This is a genomic window from Ochrobactrum sp. A-1, assembly GCF_022488005.1.
Lineage (GTDB): Bacteria > Pseudomonadota > Alphaproteobacteria > Rhizobiales > Rhizobiaceae > Brucella.
The window spans coordinates 1,412,010-1,431,303 of sequence record NZ_JAKVQC010000007.1; the positions used below are offsets into that span (position 1 = coordinate 1,412,010).

Below are 19,294 nucleotides of genomic sequence, written 5' to 3' on the forward strand. Positions count from 1 at the left end.
TCTCAATGTCTTTTGCTGGAGCCGACAGGATCAGCCGAGTTGCGGATATCGATAATCGTTTGCAGGCCTTTTGGCGCTGCCAGCTTCTTTGCAAGAGAAATGCCCAACAAGCCGCCGAGTATCAGCGCTGCCGAAACGAGTGTGAGTGCAAGATCATAGCTATTGGTTGTGTCCTTGATCCAGCCGATAGCGGGAGGCAACACCAGTCCAGCCACGTTGGCCAGTGCATTGATGAGTGCAATCGAGACGGCAGCCGTGAGCCCCGAAACATATTCCGTTGTCACAGCCCAGAAGATGGGAATAACCGCCCAGTTCAGGCCGACCGACAGAACGATGAGAACATAAGAAAGATGGGCATTGCCAATATATACGGCGGCTAACAACAGCAGGCCTGCAAGTGTCAGCGGTACACCCAGATGATAGGCGCGTTCACGCGTGCTATCAGAATGACGTCCATTAAAGAACATGAAGATGCACGCTGCTATGAAAGGCACGGCGGATAGCAGGCTGATGGCTAGATCGTCGCCGCTTGAAATGCCTCGCACGATCAAGGGCATGAAAAGCGTAATTCCAATCGTCCCAAATGCCTGCAACAACCAGAAGGCAGCAAGCAGCCAGACATTTCCGTTTCGGAATGCTGTTTGCCAGCCTGTCTTATGCTCAGATTGACCCGTGCCCTGTTCAGCGTCGATCTTTCGCTCCAGTTCATAGGCTTCCGCCTGCGAGAGCCAGCTGGCATCCGTCGGTCGATCTGGCAGGAACCACAACACGACGAATCCGAGCAGGACCGCTGGCAAACCTTCCACGAAGAACACCCAGCGCCAGCCTGCCACGCCCAAAGCTCCGTCAGCATGAAGCAGCAGGCCTGAAAGTGGGAGCCCTATGACGGATGCAAGAGCAGCACCGATGTAAAAGAAGGACATTGCGTGCGCGCGCTCCTGTGAAGGATACCAGCGCGCCAGATAATAGATGATGCCGGGCGTAAAACCGGCTTCTGCAGCTCCCAAAAGCAACCGCATCCCGTATAGCTGATACGCACTGGTAATGAAGGCCATACCCATGGCCACCAGCCCCCAGCTGATCATGATGCGCGCAATCCAGCGCCGCGCTCCAAACTTGGTCAGCGCAACATTACTGGGCACTTCAAAGATGATGTAGGTAAGGAAGAACAGACCTGCAGCCAACCCGTACATTCGACTGGTCAGTCCCAAATCGGCATTCATACCCAACGCTGCGACAGAGATATTGGATCTGTCGATATAGGCAATCAGGTACAGCAGCATCAAGAAAGGCAAGATGCGGAGATTTATCTTCCGCATTGTGGCCTGGTGTTCCTTACTCATCGTCTCCTCCCCAGTCGACATTTGATGGTTGATTTAAACATCATACGTTTAACATATGATGTTTGATTATCAAGACCGAAATTTGCTAGAGTTGAAGCGGAAGCTTGGGATCTGGACACCCGACAAACAGGATTAAGCTATTAGCCTGTTGCCAATCTCTTTCACCCGTGCCAACGCAGAAGCAGACGAGCGGAGAAGGCCATATGAATCAGAAGAAGCCGAACCGGACACAGACGGTGGTTGATGCGCTGGGAAGACGCATCGTATCGGGTGAGTTTGCCATCAATGTCGTGTTTCCTTCGGAACCTGAGCTGGAGCGAGAATATCAGGTCAGTCGGACGGTCATTCGCGAGGCGATAAAAATATTGTCCGCAAAAGGGCTCGTCACCGTGCGGCAAAGGCATGGCACACATGTCAACAGTAGGGAATATTGGAGCTGGCTCGATGCCGATTTGATAAGGTGGCTGTCAACCAGCACCTTGGCCAAGCAGGAATTGCTGGCCTTTTCCGAAATCCGCCAAATCATAGAACCGGAGGCTGCAGCGCTTGCTGCCTTACGCGGCGACGAGAGCCAAAAACAACGAATAATCGAGGCTTACCGCCGAATGGCACACAATCAGGAAGAGGAGAGCAAGGCTGTTGCGGCCGACAAGGCATTTCACCTGGCGATTCTCGCTGCTACAGGCAACCCGGTCTTGCTCAGCTTTCAGAAAGTCATCGAAGCCATCTTCGACGCATTGTTTCCTTATACGACGAAGGCGTTCGCCGATAATATCGAGAACCACCATCAGGTCGCGGAAGCTATCTCTCGTGGAGATGCCGCCGCCGCGAGACAGAACATGAAGGAACTGCTTGCGGAGACGGGACGCTACATCGAAAAAAACACCTGAAGACCGTACCGATCTCGTCCTGGCAGCACGGTCACCCAAACCGACGACGGAGAGTGAAATGCTTTCGTGTCTCCGGTAAATTCCTATGCAGGATGTTGCTGAACACTCAGGCCGCCGTCGATAGTGAGGCATGTCGCGTTCATGAACGGGCATTCGTCCGAAATCATGAACACTGCCGCCATCGCGATTTCATGCGGTGAGGCGATCCGCCCGCCCGGATGCAGCGCCATTGTTTCCGCTCGCGCCGCCACGGGATCAGGAAAACTGTTCCAATAATCGACATTTTTCTGGGTCTCGACATAGCCCGGCGCAATTGCGTTCACGCGGATCTGCTGTGGTGCATATTCCAGACCCAGTGCCTTGGTCATGCCCATCAGTGCATGTTTTGCCAGCGGATACGGAAATGTGTGTGGGATGATGGTGAAAGCGTGGGTGGAGGCAATGTTGAGAATAACGCCGCCGCCCTGTTCTATCAGACCCGGCAGAACAGCCTTGCTGCAATTCCACGCGCCCTTGAGATTGACGTCAAAACAACGGTTCCATTGATCGTCGCTCGTTTCCAGCGGTTTCGCAAAAACATTGATGCCGGCATTATTCACCAGCGCATTGACGGCTCCGATCTCGTCGTTTGCCTGTACAACGGCTGCAGAGATTGCGGAAGCATCTGAAATATCAGCCTTTGCGAAACCCAATACTGCTCCCTGCTCGCGCAAAGCGATAGCTTCATGCTCAAGGCGCTCCAAATCCATGTCGATGAGAAACAGCCGCGCGCCTTCCTTTGCAAAAGCCCGTGCGATGGCAAGGCCGATACCCTGCGCCGCGCCTGTGACGAATATCCGTTTTCCGACAAGCCGGTCAGCCATAACTCTATTTCCCTCTTATACCGAGACGCTGAGATGCTCATGCATCACGCCTTGAAAATGCTCAATCGCGGCAATGGCTTAACCAAAACCTAATGTGTCAAGCTCATCGAGTTTTGGTATTACCATTCCGCCACACTGCCATCAGCATGACGCCAGACGGGATTGCGCCAGTCGTGGCCGATCTTGGCCCGCTCCCTGACATAATCCTCGTCGATCTCAACGCCCAAACCCGGCCCTTGCGGGATAGCGACATAACCGTCGCGATATTCGAAAACCTCGCGGTTGGTAATGTAATCGAGAATGTCATTGCTTTCATTGTAGTGAATGTTCAGGCTCTGCTCCTGAATGAAGGCGTTGTAGCTCACAGCATCCACCTGCAAGCAGGAGGCGAGCGCGATTGGTCCTAATGGACAATGTGGTGCCAGCGCCACGTCATAAGCTTCGGCCATCGCCGCAATTTTACGACATTCGGTAATACCGCCTGCATGGGACAGATCTGGCTGGATAATATCGACATAACCGCGCGACAGGATCGACTTGAAATCCCAGCGCGAATAAAGCCGCTCGCCCAGAGCAATCGGGGTCGATGTGTGATTGGCAATTTCAACCAATGCCTCTACATTTTCAGACAGCACTGGCTCTTCGATAAACATCAGCTTGAACTGATCCAGTTCGCGGGCCAAAACCTTTGCCATCGGACGATGGACCCGCCCATGGAAATCGGCACCGATACCGACATGCGGGCCGACGGCCGCACGCACAGCGCCAATCGTTTCGACAATGGCGTCGATCTTGGCGTGACTGTCGACAATCTGGAGTTCCTGAGCGCCATTCATCTTCAGCGCGGTATACCCGCGATCCACCATCTCCCGCGCATTAGCCGCTACATCGGATGGACGATCGCCTCCAACCCAGGAATAAACCTTGATACGATCCCGACACTGGCCTCCCAACAGTTCGTGCACCGGCACGCCGAGCGCCTTGCCCTTGATGTCCCACAGTGCCTGATCAATGCCTGCAATAGCGCTCATCAAAATAGGGCCGCCACGGTAGAAGCCGCCGCGATACATGACGTTCCAATGATCTTCGATTAGTCGCGGGTCCTTGCCGACGAGATACTCGGACAATTCGTGTACCGCGGCTTCAACCGTCCGCGCCCGGCCTTCGATAACCGGCTCGCCCCAACCGGAAATCCCTTCATCAGTCTCAATCTTCAGAAACAGCCAGCGTGGCGGAACGATATAGGTCGTCAGTTTGGTTATCTTCATCTGGATCGCTCACTTCTGAAGGATTTCGGGAGGGTGTCGACGGTCAGGTGAATTGTTCCGGCCAAGGTTTCACCCGGAGCAAGAATACGCAAACCGCCAAGATCGGGACGGTGTTGCCCGTTAGCCTTGTGAGTCATCGGCTCAAGGCAAAAGAAATCCGGCATGGCCGTTGCGGAATTTGCTGCATAAGGCAAATACAGAAACGCATGGGCGAAGATCGGATCGTAACTCATTTCCAGCGCAAGACCTGCTTCTGGCCAAAGAATGCGTGTTGATCCTTCCAGGCCCGAGAAACCGTTATTGATCCAGCGATCGGGCAGCTGACGCGGCTTTCGAAAATCGAGAGGATCGCTCAATTCCAGCTCGTTACCTAGCAGTGAACCTTCTGCTTCTTCATGAAAACTCTTGGCCTGAAACTCAAGCAAACTATCAGGTCGCAGTGGAAAATAAGGATGCCAGCCAAGACCGAAGGGCAGGGCGTCCGCGCCTTCGTTGACGACGGACAGGTGCAGGCTGAAGCCATGCTCGTCAACGCGAAAAACCTGACGAGCCGTATAATCATAAGGATTGATCCCGTCGCTATGATGGCGGTAGCTCAGGGTCAGCGCGTTTTCCGACCGTTCGACCACATTCCAGAATGCCAGCCAGCCGTCCCCATGCAGGTAGAGGGGATCATGCGCGCTGTTGGCCGCAAGATGATGAATGCGACCCTCGAATGTGAAACTGTTGCCGCCAAGCCGGTTTCCGAACGGAACCATGGGAAACCCCGCGCTATCTCCCGGGCCAACTTGATCATGCGCCGCAGACCGTAATAATGCAGTCTGCGAGCCGTTCTCCTGTCGCCACCATAACCCGAGCATGACACCACCCTGCGCGGAGATGCTGGCCGATAGCTTGTTCGAATTGATGTGCAAAGCCATGGGAGCCTCTTTGTCAGCGCGTGGAGCTGGAGCATTGCGAAGTCAGGCGGAACCGCTCCGCACTTTGGGAAACAGGTCAAGCCGTTCCGAAGACCCGGTCGTAAGCCGCGATAGTACGGCGTGCATTGTCCCGGACTGTTTCGATCGCGTCTCCGGGTCTATAGAGACTGGTGCCGAGACCGAAGGTCCGAACACCTATCTTGGCATAATCGGCAAAACTCGCATCGGAAACACCGCCAACAGCACCCACTACCGCATCTGCCGGGAGGATAGTCTTGATCGCTGCGACGCCGGACGGTCCGAGCGCTCCAGCCGGAAAGAACTTTAACGCTGATGCGCCGCTTTTCAGTGCGAGAAGCGCTTCCGAGGCCGTGTAGCATCCGGGCATCGAATAGAGCCCGCGTGCAGCCGCAGCCTTGATGACCTCCGGATCCGTGTTGGGACTGACCATGATGCGGCCGCCGAAATCAGCCAGCTTTGCGACATCATCCACAGTCAAGACCGTACCGGCGCCGATCAGCGCCTTGTCGCCGAACAGTTTCACCGCCTGCCCGATGGAATCCCACGGTTGTGGAGAATTCAACGGGATTTCGATCACCTCAAAACCTTCTTCCAGCAGAACCGTGAGAATGGATTCCACCTCTTCGTTACGAATGCCGCGGATAATCGCCACAAGCGAGCGTTGCAGCGACGGCCAGACAGGTTTGGTATTCATCTCATACTCCAGACTGGGAATGGATTAAGCGAGCAGCAGCCAGCAATCCTGCTCTCACGACTTTCTCGCCATCGAAGAGTTGAACGCTGAAGCCGGCCTGCTCCATTACGGGCCGGTAAAGCCGGTTCAACCGCTCGGATGCGACCAACCCCGCTTTGCCGCCACCGTAGTTGCGCAACGCCGTGCCGACTTCGGCGCCGATCAGCACGCCCGACAAATGGGCGGCGCCGTCGGCGTGCTGTTCAAAGTTCAAAAGCTGACTGGCTCGAATCTGGAACAGCATGGCGAGAGCCTGTTCCGGTGCCTTCAGGCTGTGCTCGGCAGCTCGTGCGAAAGCCGGTGTTTGGGCGTCAAAATTGTTCGCAGGATCGACAGCGTGCTTGAGGATCGAATGTTGCGACAGCACCGCAAATAGTTCACCGGTCATGAAACTGGTGAAGCCAGTCACCTGCCGGTCGGCAATACTGACCCATTTGCAATGGGTGCCCGGCATACACACAAGCCCGTCAGGCAAGGTTTCAACGACACCCGCAAGTTGCGTTTCCTCGCCGCGCATCACATTGGCGGCATCGCTTCGAATTTGCGCGACGCCGGGGATGATGCGGATATCGCGTCCAGCTTTCGGTACATGAACCGCTTCCTCTGCCAGACGGTCTAGCCGTGCAGGAACGGGCAAATAGGGCGCTTCCACCCAGCCCTGGCGCGCGCCTGCCATTCCACTTATGAGGACGGGCAGATCGGCAGGAGCGCCAAGCTGGTGAAGATGTCGCTCCAGAACAGCGGCAAACCCGGTTTCCACCGCCTTCATCATGCCTTCGTCGCTCTTGCTTTCGCCCAGCACTGCGCCGTCCTGATTGACGAGCCAAAGCCGGAAGCTGGAGGTGCCCCAATCGACCAGAGCATAGAACATTTCATTCCTCATTATCTGTCGCCATCAGCTTCTAGAGCGCATTTCAATCTGATTGTATCAGATCGGCGCTCTAACTCCTTTTATACAAAGCACAATCTCATCGATCCTCGTTTTCACTCCGGTCGGATTATGCTCTGAACGCAATGGTGGAGGAGCGTAGATTGTCGAGCAGCACGGCCAGCAACAGAATGAAACCACGCACGACATATTGGTAAAATGCCTGGATGTTCAGCAGATTCATCACGTTTTCCGCGATGCCCATGATGAGCACACCCACGATCACGCCTGTCATGGCAGCACGTCCGCCGGCCAGCGACACACCACCGAGTACGCATGCCGAAATAACGGAAAGCTCAAGACCGGTCGCCGCATTGGGCTGACCTGAGGTAATACGTGAAGCCAGCAAAATGCCTGCAATAGCGCAAATCAGTCCTTGCAGCGCGAAGATCCAGATTCGCATCCCCACAACATTGACACCTGCCAGACGTGACGCTTCCGGATTGCCGCCGATAGCCAGCGTATTCTTGCCGAAGACGGTGCGGTTCAGGACAAAGCCGAACACGACGAATAGAGCGATCATCACCCAGATCGGTGTTGGTACACCGAGGAACTTCGAAAGCGCGAGCTGATAGAAAGAAGGGTCGTTGATACCTACGGCGCGACCGTCCGAGGAAATCAACGCCAGGCCGCGAACAATCTGCATGGTGGCGAGTGTGGCGATCAAAGCATTGACCTTGAACCGCGCGATGACGACGCCGTTGAAGAGCCCGACAATAAAGCCAGCCGCCAAAGCGGCCAGCAAGCCGACAAGAATGGAGCCGCTGACATTGGAAACCATTACAGCAATCATGCCAGTAAACGCCACGTTCGAACCGACCGAAAGGTCAAAATCCCGCGAAGCCAGACAGAGCATCATCGTGCAGGCCACGATACCGATGGTTACGACTGATTGCAGCAGCCCCAGCATGTTGCGCTCGGTGAGAAAGTTGGGAACCGTCAGCGCCACGACTGCAAAAGCGATGGCAAAAATCACCACCAGCCCCTGTTCACCGAGAAGGAGTTTTTTCAAAGCGGTCATCGTGATGCAACCTTCTGACTGTCAAATTGAATAGATGCTGTGCGATCCGGCAAGGCCGCGGCAAGAATGGTGCGCTCGTCAAAACCGGGGCGGTCAACGGAAGCGGCAATGCGGCCTTCGCACATGACGAGAATGCGGTCCGAAATGCCCATCACTTCGGGCAATTCGCTCGAAACGACGACAATCGCCATGCCGCTCTCGGCAAGACCGTAGAGAATTTCATAAATCTCGGCTTTAGCGCCAACATCGATGCCGCGTGTCGGCTCATCGATCATCAGAACCTTGACGTTCTGCTCAGAAAGCCAGCGTCCGAGAATAACCTTCTGCTGGTTGCCGCCCGACAGATGGACGATGTCCTGTTTGCGCGACGGCGTGCGCACGCGCAGCTGTTTGATGCTCTTTTCGGCGATATCTGCTTCCTTGCGGGGACTGATCAGTCCCATCGGGGAAAAATGTCGACGTGTCGAAATGGCGATGTTTTCTTCAATGGATCGCCCCTGCAGGATGCCATCCGCCTTGCGATCTTCCGGGCACAGCATAATGCCCGCCTCGATCGACTTGCGCGGACTGTTTGCTGAAACCTTTATGCCATCGACTTCAACACTGCCGCTCAGGCGGCTATCAGCACCGTAAAGCAGTCGCAGCATTTCGGAGCGCCCGGCGCCAATAAGGCCGAACAGGCCGAGGATTTCACCGCTGCGCACCTCAAAGCTGGCCGGATCGGGCAATTCGGGTCCGCTCAGATTTTGGACCCGCAGCCGCACCTCATCCTTGATCGGTCGACCTCGCCAGCCCCAGATATCGGAAATTTCTCGTCCTACCATTTCCGCGATCACCTGATCGCGTGTGACACCCTCAAGGCTGCTGTGATGGGCCGCAAGCTTGCCATCACGCAACACGGTGAGACTGTTGCAGAGGTTGAAGACCTCATCCAGCCGGTGAGAGACATAAAGGATCACTTTACCTTCGGCCTTGAGCCGGCGGATCAGCTTGAACAGAATTTCACTTTCCCGCGAAGACAGTGATGAAGTTGGTTCGTCCAGTGCAATCACGCGTGCATCGACCATGATTGCCTTTGCTATCTCCACCATCTGGCGTTCGCCGATGGAAAGCCTCGCTACCTTGATCGAAGGATCGATGTCCAGGCCGATATCGGCAAGCTTTCTGGTAACCTCATCGATCAACTGGCGGGCATTGATAATGCCACCCTGATTGGGAAAACGGCCAAGCCAGAGGTTTTCAGCGACCGTCAGCTCCGGTACGAGCTGCAACTCCTGATGGACGACCACCACGCCCGCCTGGAAGGCATCACGAACGGATGCATATTTCTGCTCGATTCCATCAATGGATATCGTACCGCTATTTGCGGCCTGATCGCCGGAAAGGATACGGATCAGCGTGGATTTTCCCGCGCCGTTTTCACCCATCAGGCCATGAACACTGCCTTTAGCCACCGTGAAGGAAACATCGGAAAGCGCGTGCACACCCGGATAGGACTTCGAGATATGACTGAACGCCAGAAAGCTATCCATGACATCTCCGGAGATTGGTATCGCATATAGTGAAAAAGGTACGCGGCCGCGTGAAGTTCCAACGACCGCGTCGGGAAGAACAGCTCGACTTACTCGATGCCGAGATCTTTTCTCACCTGCTCGTAATTATCGCGCAGAGCAAGTTCACCAGTGGTGAGGATCAGCTTTTCCGGTTCCTTGTCATTGGCGACCCAATCATACATGTTGAGCGCGGTTTCATAACCGTGACGCTTCGGCGAGATGATAACCGTGCCATAGAAACCGGTAGGGTTTGGCTTCTTGAACTCGTTGATGGCCGAATCCGATCCACCAATGCCAACGGCAATGACATTGTCCGATGAAATGCCAACGCTTTCTGTGGCGCGCACAGCACCCAGAACTGCTTCGTCGTTAAGACCAACGGCAACCCAATATTTAATTTTAGGGTTCTTGTTCAGCACTACGGTTGATGCATTCAGAGCAGCTTCCGTATCGGTCTTCGCCTGCGGCGCATCGAAAACATTGCTTTCAGGCAAGCCTGCGGCCTTCATCGCCGACAGCGCACCTTCAACCCGATCAACTGCAGTCGGCAACTGATCGTAGGAAACGCGGACTGCACCGACATCCTTCCAATCCCAGCCACGCTTCTTTACTTCATCGCTGATGGCCTGACCGACAGCTTCACCGATCTTGGTGGCGGAAATGCCCATATGAGGCACGTCCTCCAGCGGTTGGCCATCGGCACCGACAAGACGATCATCGACCGTCATCAACTTCAGATCGTTGGCTGCAGCCTTCGCCACAATGCCAGGTCCAAGCTTAACGTCCGGGGTGCAGATAATCACGCCCTGTGCCCCCTGCGCACCGAGATTATCAAGCGCAGCCTGCACTTTTTCGCCATCCTGCGCAGCGATCTTGACGAGGGTGAAGCCCTTTTCCTTGGCCGCGATATCGGCGAATTTCCATTCGTCCTGGAACCACGGTTCTTCTGGTTGCTTCACGACGAAGCCGATCTTCACGTCCGCGGCCATTGCCGAGGTTAGGGTGGCGAATGCAACACTTCCGGCCACGAGCGCAGCCTTAAACAAACTCATGATGACCTCCCATAAAACTTATCCCGCCTCCTCGACGGTTGCAGATTCGTAACTTCAATGATCGTATTCGTCAACTAGCTAGTATGATGAATTATCCCTGTTGTAATATCTAAATATCCATATAATCATACATGATTGATAGGAACGCACCGTCATGGTGGATCGAACCATTGATTTCAGTTAATGCGCCTGAAGTGGCAAAACTGCGCGCAGTTTTCGTTGAGGCGCCTTGCCGTAACTTTGCAGAGTGGAGGTTGAGAGTGACAACAATATCATCGAACGAAGCGACGCCGGAAGCCTCATCCGTGTCGGCGCGCCCGCGCGTGAAGCACAATGTCATTTCAGCACTTGCTCTCGATATCTGCTCCGACACCTTCTCACCGGGCAGTTTTTTGCCGCGCGAAAATGATCTTTGTGCACGCTACAATGTGAGCCGGACAGTCATTCGCGAAGCGCTTAAAGTGTTGGAATCCAAGGGCTTGGTTCGTGGACGTTCCCGCGTCGGTACCATTGTGTGTGAACATGAAGAATGGAATATTCTGGACCCGCAAGTCATTGAATGGCTCGGTGATCGGGTTGTAGAGTTCAATCTGCTTGATTGTGTGCTGGAAGCTAGGCGTTCCATAGAGCCAGCCGCCGTCGTCCTCGCTGCAAGAAAGGCGACTACGCAGGAAATTGCGGATATCGAGAAGGCCTGGCAAATGATGCGGGATGCTGAAAATGACATCGGAAGCTTCACGGAAGCTGACGTGCTTTTTCATTCCTGCCTGCTTAAGGCCAGCCACAACCAGATTTTCCGTCAGCTCTCCCACACGATCAGTGCAGCTCTCAAATATTCACTGCAAACATCGAACGAGATTGCAGATACACGAGACGACGCCATAACAGCTCACGGTAATCTCGTGGAAGCATTACGCATGAGAGATGAAGCCAAGGCAATTGAAGCTATCAAGCTGGTGCTGGACATGGCTGAAAAAGACCTGGAGCAGGCCCATCGTCATCTGTTCCAGTAAATACAAGAACAACACCATCGAGCAGGATCATCGCCGTGTGAAACGACGGATACGATCCATGCTCGGCTTCAAGTCTGAAGCCGCTGCTAGCATTACGCTCACAGGTATCAAACTCATTCACATGATGCGGAAGCTGCAAGGCAATTTCGGACCAACCGAACCGCTTTCGCTCAAACAACAGTTCACAACGCTTGCAGCATAGTTGCGTCCAGCGGTTAGCCACGCTTTCTACCATCGAAATTTTTACAACAGATCCCTCATATAACGGATCTAAAAAAAACGATTTATCGCAAAGTTCCATATAACGATCATCAATCGATGCGAGCACCACTGGTCGGATCAAACAGATGCATCCGTTCGCATGAGATACCCAGTTCGACCACATCGCCCACTGCTAGCGACATTTCGCTGTCGACCACAGCCATCAATTTCTCGGATCCAACCTCAAACACAACATGTGCTTGTGCACCGGTCGGCTCGATCAAACGCACTTTAGCCGGAATGCCGCCATCGCGTCTGACTTCCAGATGTTCAGGACGCAGACCTAGCACAACTTTGCCGCTTCTATCGGTGTCGCTGTCGGGCATTTCCAGTTTCGAACCGCTTGCCAGACGAATAGCAGCACCTGCTGAACTATGCTCGATCGTCGCCTCAAGAAAGTTCATGGCTGGCGAACCGATGAAGCCTGCGACGAAGATATTGGCTGGTTTTGTGTAAAGTTCCATTGGCGTGCCTTGTTGCTCGATCCGCCCCTTGTTAAGCACCACCACTCTATCGGCCAGTGTCATCGCCTCAATCTGATCATGCGTGACATAGATCGACGTGATCTTTACCTTCTGGTGCAGTTCCTTGATCTCTGCTCGCATCAAGACGCGCAATTTTGCATCCAGATTGGAAAGCGGCTCATCAAACAGAAAGACAGAAGGCTTTCGCACAATGGCGCGCCCCATTGCAACGCGCTGGCGCTGGCCTCCCGACAACTGGTGCGGCTTGCGGTCCAATAGGGCCGTCAGATCGAGCATCCGAGCTGCTTCCCCGACCCGATCCCGTATTTCCGCTTTCGGACGGCCTGCAAGTTGAAGGTTGAACGCTATGTTGTCAAAGACAGACATATGCGGATAAAGCGCATAATTCTGGAAAACCATGGCAACATCGCGCTCACTAGGATTAGCACGGTTCACATTCCTGTCGCCAATGTGCAGATCACCGGATGTGATTTGTTCCAGACCGGCGATCATGCGCAGTAAAGTCGACTTACCGCATCCCGAAGGTCCGACAAGCGCAACAAATTCGGCATCCGCAATCGAAAGATCGATGCTTGGAATGACTTCCACATTGCCATAGGCTTTGTGAATTGAACGAAGTTCGACCGAGGCCATGAAGTCACCCTTTCTGGCGATTGACCGGCGAAGACTGCCGACCCGCAACGAGAACTGCAAGATCGGGCCGATCAGTCGTCAATTGGCCGATAGGCTTGCTCAACCAATGTTCAAGCTCAGTTTCGGTATTTGGTACCCAACATCCAAGCCTTGGTATCCCAACTTCAGCCACACATTGGTCTAATACAATCTCCAGCAAGCTCTTCTCAAAAGCCAACACCGTTGCAACATCGTTGCCACGCTTCAGCACTTTTTCAAACCCACCAAAGAACTCCGCGGAGCGCCGGTCAATTGACATCAGCAACTGCTGGCCTGGAAATTTCATGCGCACATCCTCCAACACTTCCGGCACGAAGCAAGTGAGAAAGACGCGATCGAGCATATTGCGCTCGTGAGCAAGCGTGATGATCTTTTCAGGCATGCCCGGATAAGGCCTTCCTCGCTCATCAGTCTTGATCTCCAGCTCAAGCTCCAGCTTGGTAGGAGCGAAGATATCCAGAACGTCGGCCAGGGTGGGTACGGTTTGACCGCGACTGTCGTTCAAGAGGACTTTTCCAAGCGCCTCTGCACTTTGCGCCTGAATTGGTCCTCTGCCATTGGTGGTGCGATCGAGTAACGGATCATGGATCACAACCGGCACACCATCTGAACTCAGATGAACGTCCAGTTCCACTGCGTCGACATTCAGAGCGAGAAGGTTCTGGAAGCCGGTTAGGCTGTTTTCGACCCACAGGTTGCGCCCACCGCGATGACCAATGATCTTCACCATTTTCATATTCTCCAATTGCTTGCTATTTGCCGCTGTCGACGAGGCCCTTCACGAACCATCGCTGCATGATGAGGATCACCAGTACGGGCGGAAGCATGGTCCAAAGCGAGGCGTTCATCAGAAGGTGCCATGTCGGAAGGCCGTCCGACTGCGGCATGACCTGTTTCAAACCTACAACTGCGGTCGCCATGTTGGGGTCGGTTGTCATCAACAATGGCCACAGATACTGGTTCCAGCCCATCAGAAAAAGAATGATCGATAATGCCACGATGTTCGACCGGGACAGTGGAAGTAGAATGCGGAAGAAAAATTGCATCGGTTTAGCGCCATCAATTCGTGCAGCTTCACACAAATCGTCTGGAATTGTCAGAAAGAACTGCCTGAACAAAAATGTCGCCGTTGCGGAGGCGATGATCGGCAGGATAAGCCCGGAATAGGTGTTCACCATGTTCCAGTTCAACTCGACTGAGACACCGAGCCAGGCAAAGATGATGTTGAGCGGCAGCGCCATATTAGCTGCGGATTCATAAGTTGGGACGATGCGCACCTCAATCGGCAGCATCATCGATATGAATATCAGCCAGAAGGCGGTCATTCGGAACGGAAAGCGGAAATAGGTAACGGCAAAAGCCGCCAGCACAGACAGTACCAGCTTACCGACGGTAATTCCGAGGGCCACAATAACCGTGTTCAACAAAAGCTGTCCGAAATTGACAGTTGTCAGAACTTCCAGCGAATTAACCAAAAACTGATCGCCCGGCAACCAGCTCATCGGGACTTTCAACACGTCCTGCTGGCTCAGTGAACCCGTGACCGCCACGAAATAAAGTGGCAGGCAAACCAGTAGGATCCCGATTATGAGAACCGCATGGCAAACGACATCCAGAACCGGCGTGCGTTCATTCATGATTTACACCGCATAATTGACGCGCCGCTCGACCAGGCGAAACTGTGCGAATGTGAGGGCAAGAGCGAGTATCATCAAAATGACCGACTGCGCGGCAGAAGAGCCCATATCCAGGTTGACGAAGCCATCCTGATAGACCTTATAGACGAGGATCGAAGTCGCACCTGCTGGTCCGCCACGTGTGGTGGCATCAATAATCGCAAATGTGTCGAACAGGCCGTAGACGAAATTGATAACGATCAGGAAGAACAGCGTAGGTGCGATCATCGGCAGGGAAATGCGCTGGAACCGTCGAATGGGCCCAGCACCATCGATCGCGGCAGATTCCAAGATCGAGCGTGGTACAGCCAAAAGCGCAGCTACAAGAAAAATATAGTTGTAGCAGATGTGCTTCCACGATGCCGCAAGAATGATGAGGATCATCGCATCGGTGGTGTTCTTCGTAGGATCCCAACCAATACCCAGCATGTGCAGCATTTGCGCGATCGGTCCAACGCGCGTGTTGAACAGAAATGCCAGCATTATGCCTGCAACTGCTGGCGCGATAGCATACGGAAGCAACAAGATCGTACGATAAGCGACACGCGCACGAATGACATGGTTGGTCGCAAAAGCAAACAGCAACGCAACCGAAAGCGTGATTGCATTCTGCGCCAGCGTGAACCAGAGCGTCATTTTGGCCGCCATCCAATAGGACGGGCTGGCAAGTAATGCCGCAAAGTTCGCGAACCCAACCCATTGCACTGAACCGCCAAACGGATCATTGAGCTGAAACGCCTGGATGAGTGCTCTGAATGAGGGAATGAAGAAGAAGAACAGCAAGACGAGCATTTGTGGCGCCAGCAATAGGACTGGCGTTTTCCATTCTCGAAAATGCGCGCGTTTCAGGCCGCTTTCCTGCCGCTCCCCCAAAGGGGAGCGCAGACGGAAAGCACCTCCACCTTGTGCTTTCATTGCCTTATTTTCCTGCGCTTAGCTTTTCAAAGCGGCGAAGCACTTCGTTGCCGCGCGTGACAGCGGAATCTAACGCTTCCTGTGCCGGTTTCTGCCCCAGTGAGGCAGCCATCACTTCTTCCATAATGAAGATATTGGCCTGATTGGAGTTACCGAAGCGGAAGCCCAGTGAATTATCGGAGTTCGGCTTGCGCATAAGCTGTTGAATCGCGATGGCGCGGGTGGGATGCTGTTCGAAATAGCCTTCGCTTTTCAGCGCTTCATAGGCCGTCGTCGTAACGGGAACATAGCCGGTGTTTTTGCTCCACCACACCTGAGTTTCCGGCTTTGCTAGAAAATCGAAGAAAGCGGCAGCGCCTTTATATTCATCGTCGGAATGGCCCTTCATTGCCCATAAAGCGCCGCCACCGATGACACTATTATGTGCTGTACGGTCCTTTTCATGGGGCAGGAAAGTCGCATTCCACGGGAATTTTGCTGAAGCCTCCACCGCGGCATGAGACGCAGTCGATGCAATAATCGTCGAACAGGTACCTGAGGTGAACAACTGAACCGGCTGAATTCCCTGTCCCGCGATCTCCATAACCCCGCTCGAAACAAGGTCATGCATGCGCTCCACTTGACGGGTCAGAGACTTGTTGAAGACAAACTCGGTATCGATGCCATCAATGCCGTTGCGCTTTGTGCCATAGGGGTAGTCGTTCACGGCAGCGTAATTTTCGAGAAAACTCCACTCATAGTCGCCCGGCAAAACCATGGCGCATTTCGAAATGCCCTTGTCATGGATGGCGTGCAACTGTTGTGTCAGCTCATCCCAGTTATCAGCTGGCTTTTCAAACCCTGCGGCCTTGAAATGATCCTGATTATACCAAAGGATTGGCGTTGACGAGTTGAATGGCAGAGCCTGCAACGTGCCCTTGTCGCTATAGTAAGCGGCGACCGGTGCAATCACCGTACTCCAGTCGATGGTGTAGCCTTCCTTGGTCATCAGATCGGCGACGGGTATTACTGCCGATGAGTTCAGCATGGTCAAAAATGCGCGCTCATTGGTTTGCACAATGACCGGCGCGCGCTTTGCGCGATAGGCTGCAATCATCGCATTGATGAGCTCTTCGTATTTGCCCTTATTGACCGGGACAATCTCATACTCATTTTGAGATTCATTGAACTTCTTCGAAAGTTCATTCACGCGATCATTGAGCACGCCTCCCATCGCATGCCAGAATTCGATCTGCGTTTTTGCTTCGGCCGTTATGCTGGAAAGCATCGAACAGCCCAACATCAAGGAAGCCACTAAAAGACGCCTCATCGTATCCTCCCATATCGATCAAGTGCTTTTATGATGAGCATACGCTCTAGCAAGGGTTTGTCCAGCCCATAATTTGAAACATCCAGTTAATCACGTTTCATGGCCTTTAATATGTATATCTCCATATCTTCACGCGAAGGGTTATTGCTCTTCCAGACGGACTATGATTATCATACGCTCACCTATCAATCATATTCTCACGAGTCGCTCGATGGATATCACCCCACTGAATCCTGCCACGCTAGCATTCGATCTAATCATTTTTGACTGTGACGGGGTGCTGGTCGACAGCGAGATCATCAGCTGCGGCGCAGTGGCCGATGTGCTGAACAGGCACGGCGTACCCACGGACCTCGACTATGCCTTGCGCACTTTCCTGGGACGCCCGGCGTCGGCAGTGACGGATGCCTTCACAGAACAAATGAACAAGCCACTCCCCGACACATTTGTTTCAAGCTGGCGTGAGTATCTATTTACGCGCTTTGAACAGGAACTGGTTGCCGTCGATGGAATTCGTTCGGCGATTGAAGCGATACCATTGCCCCGCTGCGTCGCCTCATCCAGCGATGAGGAGCGACTTCAGATGTCGTTGGGGCAAACCGGTCTGCTGCCACTTTTCGAAGGCAATATCTTCAGCACAACGATGGTGAAGCATGGCAAACCCGCTCCTGACCTCTTTCTCTATGCGGCCAGAGAGATGGGCGTGCCGGCCTCACGATGTGTTGTCATCGAAGACAGCCCCAGCGGCGTGAAGGCCGCCAAGGCTGCGGGCATGACGGCTGTCGGATTTACGGGTGGGAGCCATTATTCGGTACTGGACAATACTGAAACATTGCGTAATGCCGGTGCGGATCACATTTTAAAGCGTGCTGCTGACCTGCCTTCCTTACTGAGAGAAATTTCCGCCGATGGCCGATAACGACAAGCCCAGACTGGACGATGCCGCAAGAGCGGGTTGGCTTTATTATATTGCCGGTAAGACACAGGACGAGATCGCCCAGATGCTGGGCGTTTCGCGCCCGACGGCACAGAGATTTGTATCCCAATGTCGGTCTGAAGGACTGATCACGTTTCGAATGAACCATCCAATAGCAAATTGCATGGAACTTGCAGGCAGGCTGTCGGAGAAATTCGATCTAGCTTATTGCGACGTTATTCCCTCAGAGGGGACTTGGCCGGAAGGCTCAACGACTGTCCCTGAAGCCGCTGCCGTTTTCATAGAGCGGCAGTTGCGGTCCAGAACTGCCATTGTGATGGCGCTTGGCACCGGCCGCACCATGCGCGCCACAGTCCAGCGCGTTTCTCCACTCAACGGCTCGGTCCATCGACTGGTATCATTGGTGGGGCATATTGGCATTGACGGATCGGCGAGCCCGTTCGACGCCTTGATCAAACTTTCGGAAACAGTCAACGCACAGCATTATCCGCTTCTTTTGCCGCTCTACCTATCTTCGGTAGAAGAAAGGGACGCGTTGCTGGCGATTGAGCCGGTGAGGCGCGTCCACCAACTCGCATCGACTGCCGATCTCTGGGTGACCGGGATCAGCGATCTGGCGGCGGATTCGCCACTTGCAAAAGAAGGGTTTCTGAGCCGCGATGAGCTTTTTGAACTTAACAGGCTCGGAGGCGTTGGAGAAATTTGCGGTTGGGCATTTGATATCGATGGGAAAATCGTCGAAGGTGCTACGAATTTGCGTATCACCAGCGTCGCGCCGCAGATCAATGTCGGCAGACAACGTATTTGCGTGGCTTCAGGTGAACGGAAAGTGCAACCATTGTTGTCTGCGCTCCGCGGCAACATCATCAATGGACTCATTACCGATGAAAATACCGCGATGAATTTGCTGGCCTAATAATCCAGCACCTTAATAAAAGCCGCGGTTGCATCGGTTAGACATACTTCCCGTCGTCGGCACTCCCACATTGTTTAGGGTTCTGGCGCGCCGGGACGCGTACGTTAGCGCCTGTTCCGGAAAACGGTTTGTAATTCCGTTATTTGTGGCTCAATCAGCTTACTTATTATAATAATTTATGGAATAGTAATTCAGTCTCGCTGCCTGGTGCACGATTTCAATCCACGCCATCATGTCTCCATCCAAATGCTCGCCAGCAATATGAACGATGCAATTTGCTCTGTGCAAGTAATTGGATAAATACGGATTGGGCTGTAATCGAGCTGTTAAACTCCTTCGGGGTGTCGCCTTGGCCGTCCATGCAATACAGATTTGCGAGAAGTCGTGAATGCTCTGCTTAAAATTGCTTCTTCAGGCGCAGCGCAGCGGCTTCTCCCAACTAATCACTACCATCCTCTGCGGTGTAGGATTGTTTCTATTCCTGCCGCATTGACGGTCTGCTGCACAGATCAAAGAGG

Annotated in this window: 18 protein-coding genes and 2 pseudogenes; 6 read left to right on the top strand and 14 right to left on the bottom strand. The window is 53.6% G+C overall.

Features of this window, described 5'->3' with window-relative positions:
- Window positions 1-2: 2 nt before the first annotated feature.
- Complete coding sequence (locus tag MKS82_RS24975) at window positions 3-1,343, bottom strand: MFS transporter (RefSeq protein WP_109989641.1); 1,341 nt, start codon at window positions 1,341-1,343, stop codon at window positions 3-5.
- Window positions 1,344-1,546: 203 nt separating this feature from the next.
- Here MKS82_RS24975 and MKS82_RS24980 point away from each other — a divergent pair, with 203 nt between their 5' ends.
- Entirely contained in the window at window positions 1,547-2,233 is a 687-nt protein-coding gene (locus MKS82_RS24980) for a FadR/GntR family transcriptional regulator (protein ID WP_109989642.1), read from the top strand.
- Between the two features lie 83 nt (window positions 2,234-2,316).
- Here MKS82_RS24980 and MKS82_RS24985 read toward each other — a convergent pair whose 3' ends face one another.
- From MKS82_RS24985 to MKS82_RS25020, 8 genes are all read right to left on the bottom strand, one after another.
- Window positions 2,317-3,096, bottom strand: coding sequence for an SDR family oxidoreductase (locus MKS82_RS24985; protein WP_109989643.1), 780 nt, complete (start codon window positions 3,094-3,096; stop codon window positions 2,317-2,319).
- Window positions 3,097-3,215: 119 nt separating this feature from the next.
- On the bottom strand, window positions 3,216-4,364 hold the full coding sequence (gene dgoD, locus MKS82_RS24990) for a galactonate dehydratase (protein ID WP_109989644.1): 1,149 nt from the start codon (window positions 4,362-4,364) through the stop codon (window positions 3,216-3,218).
- Window positions 4,361-5,284 (bottom strand): aldose 1-epimerase, encoded by a 924-nt coding sequence (locus MKS82_RS24995; protein ID WP_240579457.1) that lies wholly within the window; start codon window positions 5,282-5,284, stop codon window positions 4,361-4,363. The genes dgoD and MKS82_RS24995 overlap by 4 nt, the downstream gene beginning before the upstream one ends.
- Before the next feature lie 76 nt (window positions 5,285-5,360).
- The gene (locus MKS82_RS25000) at window positions 5,361-5,999 is read right to left on the bottom strand and encodes a 2-dehydro-3-deoxy-6-phosphogalactonate aldolase (protein WP_109989646.1); all 639 of its coding nucleotides are present in this window, start codon (window positions 5,997-5,999) and stop codon (window positions 5,361-5,363) included.
- A 1-nt stretch (window position 6,000) separates the two neighbouring features.
- Window positions 6,001-6,921: a 2-dehydro-3-deoxygalactonokinase gene (locus tag MKS82_RS25005; RefSeq protein WP_109989647.1), complete on the bottom strand. Its 921-nt coding sequence runs from the start codon at window positions 6,919-6,921 to the stop codon at window positions 6,001-6,003.
- A 115-nt stretch (window positions 6,922-7,036) separates the two neighbouring features.
- Window positions 7,037-7,987, bottom strand: coding sequence for an L-arabinose ABC transporter permease AraH (araH, locus tag MKS82_RS25010; protein ID WP_109989648.1), 951 nt, complete (start codon window positions 7,985-7,987; stop codon window positions 7,037-7,039).
- Entirely contained in the window at window positions 7,984-9,519 is a 1,536-nt protein-coding gene (araG, locus tag MKS82_RS25015; RefSeq protein WP_109989649.1) for an L-arabinose ABC transporter ATP-binding protein AraG, read from the bottom strand. The genes araH and araG overlap by 4 nt, the downstream gene beginning before the upstream one ends.
- An 89-nt stretch (window positions 9,520-9,608) precedes the next feature.
- Complete coding sequence (locus tag MKS82_RS25020) at window positions 9,609-10,592, bottom strand: arabinose ABC transporter substrate-binding protein (protein WP_109989650.1); 984 nt, start codon at window positions 10,590-10,592, stop codon at window positions 9,609-9,611.
- Between the two features lie 260 nt (window positions 10,593-10,852).
- On the opposite strand from MKS82_RS25020, the gene MKS82_RS25025 reads away from it, so the two are divergent.
- Window positions 10,853-11,605 (top strand): FadR/GntR family transcriptional regulator, encoded by a 753-nt coding sequence (locus MKS82_RS25025; protein ID WP_445558097.1) that lies wholly within the window; start codon window positions 10,853-10,855, stop codon window positions 11,603-11,605.
- A pseudogene (locus MKS82_RS25030) lies at window positions 11,586-11,807 on the top strand (DDE-type integrase/transposase/recombinase); the annotation flags it as partial. The gene MKS82_RS25025 and the pseudogene MKS82_RS25030, both read left to right, overlap by 20 nt.
- A gap of 109 nt (window positions 11,808-11,916) precedes the next feature.
- On the opposite strand, the gene MKS82_RS25035 reads toward MKS82_RS25030, so the two are convergent.
- Genes MKS82_RS25035 through MKS82_RS25055 form a run of 5 tightly spaced genes read right to left on the bottom strand, consistent with a single transcriptional unit; the run spans window position 11,917 to window position 16,923 of the window.
- Window positions 11,917-12,984 carry an ABC transporter ATP-binding protein gene (locus tag MKS82_RS25035; RefSeq protein WP_109989652.1) on the bottom strand — a complete coding sequence of 356 codons (1,068 nt, stop codon included), beginning with the start codon at window positions 12,982-12,984 and terminating at the stop codon, window positions 11,917-11,919.
- A gap of 4 nt (window positions 12,985-12,988) precedes the next feature.
- Entirely contained in the window at window positions 12,989-13,753 is a 765-nt protein-coding gene (locus MKS82_RS25040; RefSeq protein ID WP_176038206.1) for a glycerophosphodiester phosphodiesterase family protein, read from the bottom strand.
- Window positions 13,754-13,775: 22 nt separating this feature from the next.
- The gene (ugpE, locus tag MKS82_RS25045) at window positions 13,776-14,660 is read right to left on the bottom strand and encodes a sn-glycerol-3-phosphate ABC transporter permease UgpE (protein ID WP_109989654.1); all 885 of its coding nucleotides are present in this window, start codon (window positions 14,658-14,660) and stop codon (window positions 13,776-13,778) included.
- A 3-nt stretch (window positions 14,661-14,663) separates the two neighbouring features.
- Complete coding sequence (locus MKS82_RS25050) at window positions 14,664-15,614, bottom strand: ABC transporter permease subunit (RefSeq protein ID WP_109989655.1); 951 nt, start codon at window positions 15,612-15,614, stop codon at window positions 14,664-14,666.
- A 4-nt stretch (window positions 15,615-15,618) separates the two neighbouring features.
- Entirely contained in the window at window positions 15,619-16,923 is a 1,305-nt protein-coding gene (locus MKS82_RS25055; RefSeq protein ID WP_109989656.1) for an extracellular solute-binding protein, read from the bottom strand.
- A 211-nt stretch (window positions 16,924-17,134) separates the two neighbouring features.
- Here MKS82_RS25055 and MKS82_RS25060 point away from each other — a divergent pair, with 211 nt between their 5' ends.
- The 3 genes and pseudogenes from MKS82_RS25060 to MKS82_RS25070 all read left to right on the top strand — a co-directional run.
- Entirely contained in the window at window positions 17,135-17,842 is a 708-nt protein-coding gene (locus MKS82_RS25060) for an HAD family hydrolase (protein WP_109989657.1), read from the top strand.
- Window positions 17,832-18,776, top strand: coding sequence for a sugar-binding transcriptional regulator (locus tag MKS82_RS25065; protein WP_109989658.1), 945 nt, complete (start codon window positions 17,832-17,834; stop codon window positions 18,774-18,776). The genes MKS82_RS25060 and MKS82_RS25065 overlap by 11 nt, the downstream gene beginning before the upstream one ends.
- A gap of 342 nt (window positions 18,777-19,118) precedes the next feature.
- Window positions 19,119-19,214 (top strand): annotated as a pseudogene (locus tag MKS82_RS25070) (IS5/IS1182 family transposase); the annotation flags it as partial.
- Between the last annotated feature and the right edge of the window lie 80 nt (window positions 19,215-19,294).